The sequence below is a fragment of the Pseudomonas acericola (SeqCode) genome (genome assembly GCF_053456465.1).
This window is the reverse complement of sequence record NZ_JBRFJB010000003.1, coordinates 120,524-135,028: the sequence shown is the minus strand read 5'-3', so window position 1 is coordinate 135,028 and position 14,505 is coordinate 120,524. Positions and strand designations below refer to the sequence as shown.

Genomic DNA, 14,505 nt, shown 5'->3' with positions numbered 1-14,505 from the left:
CCATGCCCTTGACGCCCTACAGCGGCCCGATCATCGACAGCCATCTGCACCTGTTCGACCCGCGCCGGCCCCAAGGCATCCCTTGGCCCGAGCCGGGCAACCGCTTGTACGCCGCGCATCTGCCGGCGGATTACTGGGCGCTGGCCGCGCCGCACAACGTGGTCGGCGCGATTGCCGTGGAAGCCAGCCCGTGGCGCGACGACAACCGCTGGCTGCTGCACACCCTGCGCAGCGACCCGCGCATGCTCGGTTTTGTCGGTAACCTCGACCCGTTGCACGCGGACTTCGCCCGTGATCTTGAGGCGCTGGCCGACGAGCCGCTGTTCCTCGGCCTGCGCTACGGCAACCTGTGGGACCGCGACCTGCTGCTGGACCAGACCCGCCCCGGTTTTATCGACGGCCTGCGCCAACTCGCCGCCACCGGCCGGGGCCTGGACAGCGCCAACCCGAACCCGCGCTTGATCAAGGGCCTGTTGCACCTGAGCGATGCCTTGCCCGAGCTGCGCATCATCGTCGATCACCTGCCCAACGCCCAGGTGCCAGCCGCTGAAGAAACGGCCTATCACGCCGACCTGTTACGCCTGGCCGAGCGGCCGAACGTGTTCGCCAAACTGGCGGAAATCCCGCAGGTCGGCCCCCAGGGATTGATCAGCGACCCGGCGTTCTACAACGACCGCCTGGCCGTGCTGTGGCAAGCCTTTGGTGAAGACCGTTGCTTCTTTGGCAGCGACTGGCCCAACAGCGATCACCTGGCGGATTTCGCCACTACGTTAGGCCTGGTCAAGCGCTGCATGGCGGATAAGCCGCAAGCGGTGCAAGCCAACTTCTTCCTGCACAACGCGGTGCGCATCTACACGCCCGCCCATGGAGCGCAATGATGCAGACCCGCGCCTTTCGCATGAACCTCAACCCCGGCCAGGCCAATGAATACTGCAAGCGCCACGACGAGATCTGGCCCGAACTGGCCCAGGCCCTGCTGGACGCTGGCGTGGTGGATTACCGGATTTTCCTCGATGAACCGGCCAATGCGCTGTTCGCCGTGCTCACTCACGAAGACGCCCACGGCCTCGATGAACTGCCCGGCACCGCGCTGATGCAGCGTTGGTGGAACCACATGCAGGACATCATGCCCAGCCACGCGGATGCCTCGCCGGTCAGCGTCGATCTACAGCCGATGTTCCAGCTCACGCGCCCCTGACCAACCAAGACCACAACAACAATAAAAAGGATTCAACTACGTGGAAATCATTCTCCTCGGTGTGATTCTGCACTTTATCGGCGGCTTCGCTTCCGGCAGTTTCTACATCCCCTACAAGAAGGTCCGTGGCTGGGCCTGGGAAAGCTATTGGATCACCGGCGGCCTGGTGTCCTGGCTGATCGTGCCGCTGATTGCCGCGCAATTGACGGTGCCAGGCTGGGTGCAGATCCTGCGCGATGCCGACACCAGCACGCTGCTGTGGACGTATATGTTCGGCGTGTTGTGGGGCATCGGCGGGCTGACGTTTGGCCTGACCATGCGCTACCTCGGCCTGTCCCTGGGCATGTCGCTGATCATGGGCCTCACCTCGGCCCTCGGCGCCTTGATGCCGGCGCTGTACCGCGACCTGTTCACCGACGCCACCGAAGGCACGCTGACCTCGATGCTGGCTTCCCAGGGCGGCCATTGGGTGCTGTGGGGCGTGGCGGTGTCGTTGGTCGGTATCGCGGTGTGCGGCAAGGCCGGGCTGATCAAGGAACGGGAAGTGTCCCAGGCGGTGAAGTTCGCCAGTGTCAGCGAGTTTTCCCTGGGCAAGGGCATGCTGGTGGCGGTGATCTCCGGCGTGCTCAGTGCCTGTTTCAGCTACGGCATTTCCGCCGGGCGCCCACTCGCTGCCGCTGCGGTGGAGCACGGCGCCAACAGCCTGTTCCAGAACAACGTGACCTTTATGGTGATCATGTGGGGCGGCCTGACCACCAACGGCCTCTGGTGCCTGTGGCTGAACTGGCGCAACCGCACCTTCCACAACTACACCGACCGCAGCACCCCGCTGCTGGGCAATTACTTGCTGGTGGCGATCGCAGGCACGCTGTGGTTCTTGCAGTTCTTTTTCTACGGCATGGGCGAAAGCCGCCTGCAAAACGACGCCAGTTCGTGGGTGCTGCACATGTCGTTCATCATCATCGTGTCCAACTGCTGGGGCCTGTATTTCCGCGAATGGCACGGCACCAGCGCCGCCAACAAAGGCGTGCTGGTGGCCGGGATCGCGGTGATCATCGGCGCAATCGCCATGGTCGGCTACGGCAATTACCTCGGCTGAGGCCGCTTATTTTTGAAGGAGTGTTTTTATGTTGCTTGCAGATAAAACCGTGATCATCACCGGCGCCTCCCGTGGCATCGGCCACGCCGCCGCCCGTGAATGTGCACGCCAAGGCGCCCGTGTCGTCATCGGCCACAGCGGCAGCAGCCAAGGCACCGAGGCTGCCTATTCGTTGATCGAAGAGATCAAGGCGTTTGGCGGCGCAGCCATCGAAGTGGGCGGCGACGCGGCCGACCCGGACACCGGCGACAAACTGGTGGCCGGCGCGGTGAAGGCCTTTGGCAGCGTCGATGTGTTCGTCAACAACGCCGGTATCTGCCCGTTCCACTCGTTCCTCGACATGCCCCGCGAGGTCTACCTGAAGACCGTCAACACCAACCTCAATGGCGCCTACTTCGCCGTGCAGGCGGCGGCCAACCAAATGAAAAACCAAGGCCGGGGCGGCGCAATCATCGCGGTCAGCTCCATCAGCGCCCTGGTGGGCGGCGGCATGCAAACCCACTACACGCCGACCAAGGCCGGCCTGCATTCGTTGATGCAATCCTGCGCGATTGCCCTGGGGCCGTATGGGATTCGTTGCAACTCGGTGCTGCCGGGGACGATTGCCACGGATATCAACAAAGAGGATTTGGCGGATGCGGAGAAGCTCGCCTATATGACCTCGCGTACACCGTTGGGCCGCCTCGGTGAACCGGATGATGTGGCCGGGCCGATTGTGTTCCTGGCCTCGGACATGGCGCGCTATGTGACTGGTGCGTCGTTGCTCGTCGATGGCGGTCTCTACGTAAACCTTCAGTAACCCCGCTCTCCCGAAAACACCACAGTTCCAATGTGGGAGCGGGCTTGCTCGCGAATGCGGTGTATCCGTCAGCACATCAGTAACTGACAGACCGCTTTCGCGAGCAAGCCCGCTCCCACAGGGGGCCTCTGTGTGCCTGAAATTTGTGCATTTCCCAATAAAAACAACAATCCAAGGAGCTTCTCCATGCGCACCACCTACCCCCTGGCCCTGCTTTGCAGCGCCCTCTCCACCTGCGCCTACAGCGCCCCCGCCATGCTCGGCGACTGGAACGGCCTGCGCCCGCAACTGGCCGAACAGGGCTACGACTTCACCCTCAAATACGTCGGCGAAGTCGGCTCCAACCTCGGTGGCGGCTACAACTCCCACACCACCGCGCGCTGGAGCGATCAACTGATCCTTGGCGTGGACATGGACCTGCAAAAACTCCTCGGCTGGCAGGACGCGACGTTTCGCATCGGTATCGGCGAGCGCCATGGCAAGGACATCACCAACGACCGCGTACACCACCCCAACGCCACCGGGCTGACCTCGACCATGGAAGTGTTCGGCGGCGGCAATGCCTGGCGGCTGTCGCAGTTCTGGTATGAGCAGAAGTTCTTCGACAGGAAATTCGCCTTGAAACTCGGGCGTTTCGGCCACGGTGAAGACTTCGACCAGTTCCCCTGCGAATTCCAGAACGTGACCCTGTGCGGTTCCCAGGAAGGCAACTGGAACGGCGTATGGAACAGCTTTCCCATCAGCCAGTGGGCGGTGCGCGCCAAGTACCAGTTCACGGAAGAGTTCGCCCTGCAGGTCGGCGCGTATGACAAGAACCCGGGCAACGCCGAAGCCAGCAACGGCTTCAAACCGTTTATCAGCGGCTCACAAGGCACCAGTTTTCCCATCGAAGCGATCTGGAAAGGACACATTGATGGGCTGAATTCGGAGTATCACGCCGGCTATTACTACGCCAACGCCGACACCAAGGACATGCTCAAGGACGCCGACGGCAACTATGCCGCCAGCTCGCAAAAACCCTACCGGATGTACTCCAGCAACAGTGGCTGGTGGCTATCGGGCCAGCAGCAACTGACCACGGTAGATGGCAACAACAAGCGCGGGCTCAACGTGTTCGCCAACCTCACGGTGAACGACCCGGACAAAAGCGTGATCAAGAGCCTGATCCAGGTCGGCCTGATCTACCGAGGCCCGTTCGATGCGCGCCCGGATGACACCTTCGGCGTGGGTGCGTCGAAATTGCAGGTCAGCGACCGCTACACGCGCAACACGCAAATGCTCAATGCGGCAAATGGCGTGACGTCCCTCGACGACCCGCTGTACGTACCCGAACAGCGCCGTGAATACAGCTACGAGATCAACTATGGCGTGCAGGCGACGCAGTGGCTGATGGTGCGGCCCAACCTGCAATACGTGAAGTACCCGGGTGGGCTCACGCAAACCCGGGGTGCGGTGGTCGGTGGCATACAGTTTATCGCTGATTTCTAACCCCTGGTCCTGACGTAACTTAAGACTGGCAGCGACCCAAGACCGCACATCTTGTGCGTTGACCAGTCTTGTTACACACCATATAGTGTGCCCACAAACAGAACAGACCACTACATAGTGTGCAGTATCGGTATTTACCGACCACACTCTGCGCAGTATTTCAATGCCTAGTAGCCTGCAAATCGCATATTTTTGGACGGGTTCACACGCCGTCAGAACAGACCAGGAAGGAGAATTTCAATGCTGAGTTGGGATGAAGTCGACAACGAAGACACCGGTGCAGCGGTGATCAAGGGCGCCAACGCCGGCCATGCCAGCGAAGCCAACATGGACCGCCTCGACGGTGCCGGTGCTGCCGCCGCGCTGGAAGCCCGTAACGTGACCGCCAACGACTCCGCCGCCATCATCCGCGCCAAGGCCGCCCTCGACAAACTCGACATCGCCGAAGGCCTCGCCGAACTCGAAGGCGCCTCCGCCCGTGTCGCCGTTGACGAAAAGCGCATGATCAACTGCCGCGCCGACCTCAACCAACTTGTGCCGTTCAAGTACGACTGGGCCTGGCAGAAATACCTCGACGGCTGCGCCAACCACTGGATGCCGCAAGAGGTCAACATGACCGCCGACATCGCCCTGTGGAAAAACCCCGAAGGCCTGACCGACGACGAGCGCCGCATCGTCATGCGCAACCTGGGCTTCTTCTCTACCGCTGACTCCCTGGTCGCGAACAACCTGGTGCTGGCCGTTTACCGCCTGATCACCAACCCGGAGTGCCGCCAGTACATCCTGCGCCAGGCCTTCGAAGAGGCGATCCACACCCACGCCTACCAGTACTGCATCGAATCGCTGGCCATGGATGAAGGCGAAATCTTCAACATGTACCACGAGATCCCATCGGTCGCGAAAAAGGCCGCTTGGGGCCTGAAGTACACCCGTTCGATCTCCGATCCGAAGTTCGAAACCGGCACCGTCGACACCGACAAAGAACTGCTGCGCAACCTGGTCGCCTACTACTGCGTCCTGGAAGGCATCTTCTTCTATTGTGGCTTCACCCAGATCCTGTCCATGGGCCGCCGCAACAAAATGACCGGCGTGGCCGAGCAGTTCCAGTACATCCTGCGCGATGAGTCGATGCACCTGAACTTCGGTATCGACGTGATCAACCAGATCAAAATCGAAAACCCACACCTGTGGGATACCGAGATGAAGGAAGAAGCGACCCAGATGATCCTGCAAGGGACCCAGCTGGAAATCGAATACGCCCGCGACACCATGCCGCGCGGCGTACTGGGCATGAACGCCGCGATGATGGAGGACTACCTCAAGTTCATCGCCAACCGTCGCCTGTCGCAGATTGGCTTGAAGGAAGAATACCCAGGGACGACCAACCCGTTCCCGTGGATGAGCGAGATCATGGACTTGAAGAAAGAGAAGAATTTCTTTGAGACCCGAGTGATCGAGTACCAGACGGGTGGTGCGTTGAGCTGGGATTGACGCTCTCAACGGCGCCTACCCATGGGCCGCCCCAAAGCGGCCCATGGGAACCTTCAGTTCGAAACCTGCTCCAGGAATATCAGTTTCAGCGGCTCGCTGAGCAGATCATCAGCCGTTGCGGCAAACCGCTGGAAGTGCGCAGTCGCGAAGTGCGCATCAAGCGCGGCTTGGCCCTGGAACGCCTCACGCATGTAGAACGTACCGGGTTCATCCTTCTGCTCAAACAACACGTAATCAAGGTTGCCCGGCTCGGCGCGCGTCGGTTCGATCAGGCTCAACAAACCGCTTTTCAGGGCGTCCTGTTGACCCGGTTTAGCCTTGAGTACGGCGAGGGAAATCAAAGGCGCATGCATTCTGGTGACTCCTGTAGAGGGCTGGCTTACGCACCCGCTGGCGGCGATCAACATCAGTGCCGCCAGACAGTAACCTAAGGGTTTGAACGTGGTTTTCATGGTTCGTCATCCTTTGGGGACTGCGACCATCTTTGTCTGCCACACCACAAAGAAACACTGACAAAATGCGCTAACACTTTCGCCAAAGAATTGAAAATGCGTTGCTTTAGATCTCTATTACCCTGCCACTTCAAATAGATCAGCGTCTTTATGCCCAATCAAACCATCAAGACCCCCTGCATCGGCCTGTGCTCCACCGTCTACGGCGACCTGGTCTGCCGGGGCTGCAAGCGTTACCACCACGAAGTGATCCAGTGGAACGGCTACAACGCCGAGGAAAAACAGGCGGTTTGGCTGCGCCTGGAGCAATTGCTGGTGCAGGTGATGGCCAGCAAGCTGGAGGTGTTTGATGCGCACCTGCTGCGCCAGCAACTGGAAAACCGCAAGATCCGCTTTGTGCCGCACCAGTCGCCGTATTGCTGGGCGTACCAGTTGATTGCCCGGGGCGCGCGGGTGATTTCCAGGCTGGATGCGTATGGGTTGGTGTTGCTGCCGGAGTTTCGTGAGCGGCAGCTGGCCGACCTCCGCGATGCGATTGACCGGGAGTTTTTCCTGTTGTCGGAGGCGCATTACGAGCGGTACATCGCCCCAGGCTTCCTCAAGGAAGCGTTTGGGCCGGCCCTGATCGCCACATTCTAGGCCACAGCACAAAACCCATGTGGGAGCTGGCTTGCCTGCGATGACAGAGTGTCAGTCAACACATTTATCGACTGATGCACCGCCATCGCAGGCAAGCCAGCTCCCACAGTTGATCTCTGTTGTTCAGGAGGTCCAGGATGGATCACGCTCCGTCTGCAAGCCGTACTTCTCAATCGCCTGCTGACCCATCCGCGCATCCAACGCCGTCAACGCTGCCAATACGATGTGATATCGATCCACCTCAAAGAAATCCCGCAACGCCGCCCGTGTATCACTGCGCCCAAACCCGTCAGTACCCAACACGGTATAGCTGGAACCGATGTACGAACCCACCATCTGCGGTACCGCCCGTACGTAGTCCGACACCGCGACAACCGGCGCCCCTTTGGGCAAGCATTCAGCCAGATGGCTGGTGCGTGCAGAATCTTGCGGATGCAGGCGATTCCACCGCTCCACCTCCCGCGCGTCCCGTGCCAGTTCGCTGTAACTGGTGACGCTGAACACTTCACTCGCCACGTGCCAATCGTCTGCCAGCAACTGCGCCGCCGCTTGCACCTCGCGCACCAGCGTGCCGGAACCGAGCAGGCGCACCTGGGCATCATCCGCGCCTTCGAGGCGATACATGCCCTTGATGATCGCCGCGTCCACCCCTTCCGGCAGGCTCGGCTGCGGGTAGTTTTCGTTCATCAGGGTCACGTAGTAGAACTCGTCCACCTCCTGCTCCAGCATCTGGCGCATGCCGTGGTCGAGGATCACCGCAAACTCCCCGGCAAACGCCGGATCGTAGGCACGGCAGTTGGGCACGGTGGCCGCCATGAGGTGGCTGCTGCCGTCCTGATGCTGCAAGCCTTCGCCACCCAAGGTGGTGCGCCCTGCCGTCGCGCCGAGCAGGAAACCACGGGCGCGCTGGTCGGCGGCGGCCCAGATCAGGTCGCCCACGCGCTGGAAACCGAACATCGAGTAATAGATGTAGAACGGCAGCATGCGCAGGCCATGCACCGAGTAGCTGGTGGCCGCTGCGACCCAGGAGCTGATGGCGCTGGCTTCGCTGATGCCCTCTTCGAGGATCTGCCCGTCGGTGGCTTCGCGGTAGCTGAGGATCGAGCCGATGTCTTCCGGCTCGTAGCGCTGGCCGACGCTGGAATAAATGCCGATCTGCTTGAACAGGTTCGCCATGCCAAAGGTGCGCGCTTCGTCGGCAACGATAGGCACGATGCGCGGGCCCAAGGCCTTGTCCTTGAGCAAATTGGTGAGCATGCGCACAAAGGCCATGGTGGTGGACATTTCCTTGCCGTCGGCCGCCGTGGCAAAACCGGCATAGCCTGCCACCGGCGGCACGTTGACCGGGGCGGCGTGCTGGCTGCGACTCGGCACATAGCCGCCGAGGGCGTGGCGACGCTGGTGCAGGTAGCGCATCTCAAGGCTGTCATCGGCCGGTTTGAAGAAGCTCAGGGATTCGGTCTGCTCATCACTCAGCGGCAGTTGGAAGCGATTGCGAAAGGCGATCAACGCCTCGCGGTCGAGCTTCTTCTGCTGGTGCGTGGTCATCTTGCCCTGCCCGGCCTCGCCCATGCCGAAGCCCTTCTTGGTCTGGGCGAGGATCACCGTAGGCTTGCCCTTGACCCGGCGCGCTGCGTGGTAGGCCGCGTGGATCTTGACCATGTCATGGCCGCCGCGCTTGAGACGGTCGATCTGTTCGTCGCTCATGCCCGCCACGAGTTTGGCCAGGGATTCACTCTGGCCGAAAAAGTGCTCGCGGTTGTAGGCGCCGTCCTTGGCGGCAAAGGTCTGGAACTGGCCATCCACGGTCTGTGACAAGGTGTTGACCAGCGCACCATCGGCATCCTTGGCGAGCAAGGCGTCCCAGTCCGAACCCCAGACCAGCTTGATCACGTTCCAGCCCGCGCCGGCGAACAAGGCTTCCAGTTCGTCGATGATCCGCCCATTGCCACGCACCGGGCCGTCGAGGCGTTGCAGGTTGCAGTTGACCACCCAGGTCAGGTTGTCCAGGCCTTCGCGGGCCGCCAGGGTCAGGGCGGACATGCTTTCCGGTTCGTCCATTTCGCCGTCGCCGAATACGCCCCAGACGTGGCGGTCAGTGGTGTCCAACAGGTTGCGGTGTTGCAGGTAGCGCATGAAACGCGCGTGGAAAATAGAGCTGATGGGACCGATCCCCATCGAACCCGTGGGGAACTGCCAGAAATCAGGCATCAACCACGGATGGGGATAGCTGGACAGCCCGCGCGCGCCGGCCTTGGGGCCGCCGAGTTCCTGGCGATAGTGGGCCAGGTCGTGTTCACTTAAGCGCCCTTCGAGAAACGCCCGCGCATAGATGCCGGGGGCGGAATGGGGCTGATAGAACACCAGGTCGCCGCCAAAACCGTCATTGCGCGCACGGAAAAAGTGATTGAAGCCCACCTCGAACAAATCCGCCGCACTGGCGTAGCTGGCGATATGCCCGCCGAGTTCGCCGTAGGCCTGGTTGGCCCGCACCACCATGGCCAGGGCGTTCCAGCGCACCAGCGAGGCCAGGCGCTCTTCAGTGGCGAGGTCGCCGGGAAACGCCGGTTGCTGCTCGACGCTGATGCTATTGATATAAGGCGTGCCGTGGCGTGGTTTCCAGTCGATGTGCGGCGCACTGCCTTCACGGGCCAGCAGGTCGAGGATCTGCCGGGCTCGTGCAGGGCCGGCGTTGGCCACCAGGGACGCAAGGGCGTCGCGCCACTCGTCCAACTCTTGTTGATCCAGGGCTGTGTGATTCACCGCGCTCGCGAAACCGTTCATGGGCACCTCCAGGCTTTTTTTCCAGTTTATGTCGGGGCCAAAGGATTTTTTGCCTGATATCAGGCGCAAAAATCTGCATTTTGAGCATGATTCACTGGCAATCCGCCTTTCCTCAGCACGTTGTGCTCAAGCCCCCCGAACCCTCGCCATTGTGTTTAAAATGCCGCCCGCTCAACGAACGACGCTAAACGATGAACCCAGACGCACTTGCCACCCTGCACGCTCACTTGCTCACCGCCCTGGCGACCCCGCCCAGTGAAACCCGCCGCCTGTTCCACGGCCGTGGGCGCTGCTGGCCGGGCCTGGAGCAACTGACGGTGGATTGGTTGCAAGGCGTGGTGCTGGTATCGCTGTTCAAGGAGCCGGAAGCTGAGCAGCTGGAAGCCCTGAAGCAGCTACTGCAAACGCTGTTGAGCGCCCACACCGTCGCGCTGCAACACCGCTACCTGCCGCAAAGCACCACCGAATGGCTGGTGGGCAACCCTGTCGATGAGCTGACCATCACCGAAGGCGGCCTGCGTTACCTGATCGATCTGGGTAAAAAACAGAACAGCGGGTTGTTCCTCGACATGCGCTACGGGCGCAACTGGGTGCGTGAACAGGCCAAGGGCCAGCGCGTCCTCAACCTGTTCGCCTACACCTGCGGTTTCTCCGTGGCGGCCATCGAAGGCGGCGCCGACCATGTGGTGAACCTGGACATGGCCCGTGGCGCCCTCAGCCGTGGGCGCGACAACCATCGCCTGAACGGCCACGACCTGAGCCAGGTAACGTTCCTCGGCCACGACCTGTTCAAGTCCTGGGCCAAGGTCACCCATAGCGGCCCCTATGACCTGGTGATCATCGACCCGCCGTCGTTCCAGAAAGGCAGTTTCCTGCTGACCAAGGACTACCAGCGCGTGCTGCGCCGCCTGCCCGATCTGCTGACAGCGCAAGGCACGGTGCTGGCCTGCATGAACGACCCGGCCTTCGGTGAAGACTTCCTGATCGACGGCGTGACCCGTGAAGCACCGGGGCTGCGCTTTGTCGAACGTCTGGAAAACCCGCCGGAATTTCCTGACATCGACCCACAGAGCGGCCTGAAGGCGCTGGTGTTCCGTCAAGGCTGATGCTGAAACGGCGCGCGCTTGCTACGCTTAGTCTTACACCGGGCGGTGAACCATATCCTCCCCTTCCCGGTCGATACCTGCATTCCCTGGCCAGACTCGACGGCGTCACGTTGTCGGCTGCCCCGCTTCACCTTTTGGAGAACCGCCTGTGATATCGACCCTGCATGTAGCCAGACTCAAAGCCTGGGGCGCCCACGGCTTTACCGCCACTGGCGTGGTATTGGCCTTCCTGGCCACCCTGGCGCTGCTGGAAAACTCACCCAAGGCCTGCCTGCTGTGGCTGGGCCTGGCGCTGGTGGTCGATGGCGTCGACGGCTCACTGGCACGACGGGTCAACGTCAGCACCGTGCTGCCGAGCTTTGACGGCTCGGTGCTGGACCTGGTGATCGATTACCTGACCTACGTGTTTATCCCAGCATTGTTTATCTATCGTTACATCGACCTGCCGGACTTTACCCACCTGTTCACCGTGTCGGTGATCCTCGTGTCGTCGCTGTTCTGCTTCTGCAACGTGAACATGAAGAGCAAGGACAACTACTTCGTCGGCTTCCCCGCCGCCTGGAACGTGGTCGCCCTGTGCGTGTACATCATCCAGCCCGACGCCTGGGTCACCTTGCTCACCGTGATCGGCCTGGCCCTGCTGACCGTGACGCCGATGAAGTTCTTGCACCCGTTCCGCGTGAAGCGCTTTATGCCGATCAATATCGCGGTGACCACCATCTGGTTGCTGTGCAGCTTTTTGATGGTGGTGGATTATCCGAACACCAACCCGTGGACGTTTGGGTTGTGGTCGGTGATGTCGGCGTACTTCCTGGGGATTTGCATCTGGCGTACGGCGCTGGAGTGGATCGAAGCACACCGCTAAGTCATGTGGGCACAGTTTAAAAATGTGGGAGCTGGCTTGCCTGCGATAGCGGTGGGTCAGCCCCAGATTTTTTGCTGACAGACCGCTATCGCAGGCAAGCCAGCTCCCACATTTGGATCTGTGTACATCTGGCAGTAAGATGGCGGCCGCCCTGCCAACCATAAGCCCTGCCCATGCCCTTCGAACTCAGCGTTGACCTCACCACCCTCGCCATTCTCGCCGCCGTGGCCTTTGTCGCCGGTTTTATCGACGCCATCGCCGGCGGCGGCGGGTTGCTCACCACGCCTGCCCTGCTCACCGCCGGCATGCCGCCGCATCTGGTACTGGGCACCAACAAGCTCAGCTCCACCTTTGGCTCGGCCACCGCCAGCTTCACCTTCTACCGCCGCAAGCTGTTTCACCCGCGCCAGTGGGTGCACGCCATCGTCGGCACCTTTATCGGTGCGCTGACCGGTGCGGTGGTCGCCCACTACCTGCCCGCCGAGACCCTGAACAAGATGCTGCCGGTGATCGTCTTTGGTTGCGGCCTGTATTTGCTGTTCGGCGGCACGCCCAAGGCGCCGCCGGCGGCCGACGCACCGATCAAGAAGAAATGGCAATCTACCCAGGGCTTCGGCCTGGGCTTCTACGATGGTGTGGCCGGCCCGGGCACCGGCGCGTTCTGGACCGTCAGCACGATGCTGATGTACCCCGTCGACCTGGTGAAGGCCAGCGGCGTGGCGCGCAGCATGAACTTCGTCAGCAACGCGGCAGCGCTGTCGGTGTTTATCTTCAACGGCACGGTGGATTGGATCGTCGGCCTGACCATGGGCGTCTGCGTGATGGGCGGCGCATTCTTTGGCGCACGCAGCGCGATCAGCGGCGGCGCCAAGTTCATTCGCCCGGTGTTTATCACCGTAGTGCTGGGCCTGACGGTGCGCCTAGCCTGGCAGCACTGGTTCAGCGTGGCCTAAGCGCCGCGCCAGGTAGAGGTCGATCAGGTAGCGCGCAATCGAACGTGACGCCGGCAACGGCGGCAGGTTGTGGATGTTGAACCACTGCGCGTCTTCGATCTCGTCGGCCTGGGGCACGATGTCGCCACCGGCGTATTCGGCGTGGAAGCCAAGCATCATCGAATGGGGAAACGGCCAGCACTGGCTGCCCATGTACTGGATATTCTGCACCTCCACCTGCACTTCCTCGCGCACTTCGCGCACCAGGCAGTCTTCGGCCGACTCACCCGGTTCGGCAAACCCCGCCAGCGTGCTGTACACCCCCGTGACAAACCGAGGCGAACGCGCCAGCAGGATCTCGTCGCCACGGGTCACCAGCACAATCATGCTCGGTGAAATCCGTGGGTAGCTGCGCAGGTCGCAAGGCTGGCAATACATCGCGCGTTCGCGTGGCACCTGGACCATGGCCTGGCCGCAACTCCCGCAAAAACGGTGCTCCCGCGCCCAGGTACCGATCTGGGCGGCGTAACCCAACACTTTGTACAGGGTGTGATCGCCTTGCAGCATAAAGGCGCGCAGGCCCTGCCAGCCGCAATCCGGCACGTCGGCCGGCGCATTCAGCTCCAGCAGGTACACCGGCTCGCCGTCGAGGTGGCCGATGCCGTGCTCGGCAAACACCGACAGGTCCTGGCGCTTGAGCCATTCCCGGGGGAACAGCGGGCCATTGCTGTCATGCAAAAAACCCTCGCGGCTGCGGGCGACGGCCCAGCCGCCGGGGGTGTCGTTGTCCAGCAGTGTTGTGGTAATCCAGCCTGGGGTCATGTCAGTCAATCCACGAATTCGGGTTTCTGCTTGCTCATATGGGCCGCGATGGCCACGCGCAGGTCGTTGGATTGCAACATAGCCGCGTTCCAGGTGGCAACGTATTCCAGACCATCATTGACTGTATGGTCACGCATGTAGCTGATCATGGCTTTGGTGCCGGTCACGGCAATCGGCGACTTGGCGGCGATTTCATGGGCGATCTCGAACACGCCGGCCAGCAGGCTTTCCTGATCGGCGTAGACGCGGTTGACCAGGCCGATGCTGCGCGCTTCCTCGGCGCCGAACTGGCGGCCGGTGTAGGCCAGTTCCCGCAGCATGCCGTCGCCGATAATGCGCGGCAGGCGTTGCAGGGTGCCGACGTCAGCGGCCATGCCGATATCGATTTCCTTGATGGAGAACTGCGCGCCCTCGGCGGCGTAGCGCATGTCGCAGGCGCTGATCAGGTCGATGGCGCCGCCGATGCAATAGCCCTGGATCGCCGCCAGCACCGGTTTGCGGCAGTTGTCGACAGCGTTGAACGACGCTTGCAGCTCAAGGATCTTGCGGCGCAGCAGGCGCGCGTTGCGGCCGACGTCCTTGCCGAATTCGTTGGCCACCGAGGCCAGCATCATCAGGTCGATGCCCGAGGAGAAATGCTTGCCCGCGCCACTCAGCACCACCGCGCGTACCGCATCGGTGTCTTCGATCCACTGGAAGATCTCGATGATTTCGGTCCAGAACACCGCGTTCATCGCGTTGATCTTTTCCGGGCGATTGATCTGCACATGGGCAACGTTGCCAGTGAGTTCGACGACAAAAGCTTGGTATTCGGACATGGCAGTGATCCC

The 14,505-nt window shown here is 61.6% G+C and carries 14 protein-coding genes; 10 read left to right on the top strand and 4 right to left on the bottom strand.

Translation table 11 applies throughout. The annotated features are described in order from the left end of the window. The first annotated feature begins 2 nt into the window (after positions 1-2). The 6 genes from ACU688_RS12585 to ACU688_RS12560 all read left to right on the top strand — a co-directional run bounded on the left by ACU688_RS12585 (position 3) and on the right by ACU688_RS12560 (position 6,075). Positions 3-878, top strand: coding sequence for an amidohydrolase family protein (locus ACU688_RS12585; protein ID WP_448184961.1), 876 nt, complete (start codon positions 3-5; stop codon positions 876-878). After that, positions 878-1,198, top strand: coding sequence for an L-rhamnose mutarotase (rhaM, locus tag ACU688_RS12580; protein ID WP_448185581.1), 321 nt, complete (start codon positions 878-880; stop codon positions 1,196-1,198). Before ACU688_RS12585 ends, rhaM begins: the two co-directional genes overlap by 1 nt. A 40-nt stretch (positions 1,199-1,238) precedes the next feature. Next, the gene (gene rhaT, locus ACU688_RS12575; protein ID WP_448184960.1) at positions 1,239-2,297 is read left to right on the top strand and encodes an L-rhamnose/proton symporter RhaT; all 1,059 of its coding nucleotides are present in this window, start codon (positions 1,239-1,241) and stop codon (positions 2,295-2,297) included. Between the two features lie 28 nt (positions 2,298-2,325). Beyond that, the gene (gene lra1, locus ACU688_RS12570; RefSeq protein ID WP_448184959.1) at positions 2,326-3,096 is read left to right on the top strand and encodes an L-rhamnose 1-dehydrogenase Lra1; all 771 of its coding nucleotides are present in this window, start codon (positions 2,326-2,328) and stop codon (positions 3,094-3,096) included. Positions 3,097-3,282: 186 nt separating this feature from the next. Next, positions 3,283-4,584 (top strand): carbohydrate porin, encoded by a 1,302-nt coding sequence (locus tag ACU688_RS12565; RefSeq protein WP_448184958.1) that lies wholly within the window; start codon positions 3,283-3,285, stop codon positions 4,582-4,584. 240 nt (positions 4,585-4,824) lie between these two features. After that, complete coding sequence (locus ACU688_RS12560; RefSeq protein WP_448184957.1) at positions 4,825-6,075, top strand: ribonucleotide-diphosphate reductase subunit beta; 1,251 nt, start codon at positions 4,825-4,827, stop codon at positions 6,073-6,075. 53 nt (positions 6,076-6,128) lie between these two features. Here the strand turns inward: ACU688_RS12560 and ACU688_RS12555 are convergent, their stop codons facing one another. Then, positions 6,129-6,428, bottom strand: coding sequence for a putative quinol monooxygenase (locus ACU688_RS12555; protein WP_448185580.1), 300 nt, complete (start codon positions 6,426-6,428; stop codon positions 6,129-6,131). Positions 6,429-6,677: 249 nt separating this feature from the next. Between ACU688_RS12555 and ACU688_RS12550 the strand changes: the two genes are divergently transcribed. Further along, complete coding sequence (locus ACU688_RS12550) at positions 6,678-7,166, top strand: DUF1289 domain-containing protein (RefSeq protein ID WP_448184956.1); 489 nt, start codon at positions 6,678-6,680, stop codon at positions 7,164-7,166. A 123-nt stretch (positions 7,167-7,289) separates the two neighbouring features. Here the strand turns inward: ACU688_RS12550 and mdeB are convergent, their stop codons facing one another. Continuing rightward, the gene (mdeB, locus tag ACU688_RS12545; protein WP_448184955.1) at positions 7,290-9,950 is read right to left on the bottom strand and encodes an alpha-ketoglutarate dehydrogenase; all 2,661 of its coding nucleotides are present in this window, start codon (positions 9,948-9,950) and stop codon (positions 7,290-7,292) included. A gap of 191 nt (positions 9,951-10,141) precedes the next feature. Here mdeB and ACU688_RS12540 point away from each other — a divergent pair, with 191 nt between their 5' ends. The 3 genes from ACU688_RS12540 to ACU688_RS12530 all read left to right on the top strand — a co-directional run bounded on the left by ACU688_RS12540 (position 10,142) and on the right by ACU688_RS12530 (position 12,874). Beyond that, positions 10,142-11,056 carry a class I SAM-dependent methyltransferase gene (locus ACU688_RS12540; RefSeq protein WP_448184954.1) on the top strand — a complete coding sequence of 305 codons (915 nt, stop codon included), beginning with the start codon at positions 10,142-10,144 and terminating at the stop codon, positions 11,054-11,056. Positions 11,057-11,204: 148 nt separating this feature from the next. After that, entirely contained in the window at positions 11,205-11,921 is a 717-nt protein-coding gene (pcsA, locus tag ACU688_RS12535; protein WP_448184953.1) for a phosphatidylcholine synthase, read from the top strand. Between the two features lie 173 nt (positions 11,922-12,094). Further along, on the top strand, positions 12,095-12,874 hold the full coding sequence (locus ACU688_RS12530) for a TSUP family transporter (protein ID WP_207046149.1): 780 nt from the start codon (positions 12,095-12,097) through the stop codon (positions 12,872-12,874). Here the strand turns inward: ACU688_RS12530 and nudC are convergent. Then, on the bottom strand, positions 12,842-13,675 hold the full coding sequence (nudC, locus tag ACU688_RS12525; protein ID WP_448184952.1) for an NAD(+) diphosphatase: 834 nt from the start codon (positions 13,673-13,675) through the stop codon (positions 12,842-12,844). The two genes, ACU688_RS12530 and nudC, sit on opposite strands and share 33 nt — an antisense overlap. Positions 13,676-13,680: 5 nt before the next feature. Continuing rightward, positions 13,681-14,493 carry a crotonase/enoyl-CoA hydratase family protein gene (locus tag ACU688_RS12520; RefSeq protein WP_448184951.1) on the bottom strand — a complete coding sequence of 271 codons (813 nt, stop codon included), beginning with the start codon at positions 14,491-14,493 and terminating at the stop codon, positions 13,681-13,683. Between the last annotated feature and the right edge of the window lie 12 nt (positions 14,494-14,505).

Coding starts and splice junctions, on each gene's coding strand:
- ACU688_RS12585 (WP_448184961.1), top strand. CDS start 3: ATGCCCTTGACGCCCTACAGCGGCCCGATCATCGACAGCCATCTGCAC.
- rhaM (WP_448185581.1), top strand. CDS start 878: ATGCAGACCCGCGCCTTTCGCATGAACCTCAACCCCGGCCAGGCCAAT.
- lra1 (WP_448184959.1), top strand. CDS start 2,326: ATGTTGCTTGCAGATAAAACCGTGATCATCACCGGCGCCTCCCGTGGC.
- ACU688_RS12565 (WP_448184958.1), top strand. CDS start 3,283: ATGCGCACCACCTACCCCCTGGCCCTGCTTTGCAGCGCCCTCTCCACC.
- ACU688_RS12560 (WP_448184957.1), top strand. CDS start 4,825: ATGCTGAGTTGGGATGAAGTCGACAACGAAGACACCGGTGCAGCGGTG.
- ACU688_RS12555 (WP_448185580.1), bottom strand. CDS start 6,428: ATGCATGCGCCTTTGATTTCCCTCGCCGTACTCAAGGCTAAACCGGGT.
- ACU688_RS12550 (WP_448184956.1), top strand. CDS start 6,678: ATGCCCAATCAAACCATCAAGACCCCCTGCATCGGCCTGTGCTCCACC.
- mdeB (WP_448184955.1), bottom strand. CDS start 9,950: ATGAACGGTTTCGCGAGCGCGGTGAATCACACAGCCCTGGATCAACAA.
- ACU688_RS12540 (WP_448184954.1), top strand. CDS start 10,142: ATGAACCCAGACGCACTTGCCACCCTGCACGCTCACTTGCTCACCGCC.
- ACU688_RS12530 (WP_207046149.1), top strand. CDS start 12,095: ATGCCCTTCGAACTCAGCGTTGACCTCACCACCCTCGCCATTCTCGCC.
- nudC (WP_448184952.1), bottom strand. CDS start 13,675: ATGACCCCAGGCTGGATTACCACAACACTGCTGGACAACGACACCCCC.
- ACU688_RS12520 (WP_448184951.1), bottom strand. CDS start 14,493: ATGTCCGAATACCAAGCTTTTGTCGTCGAACTCACTGGCAACGTTGCC.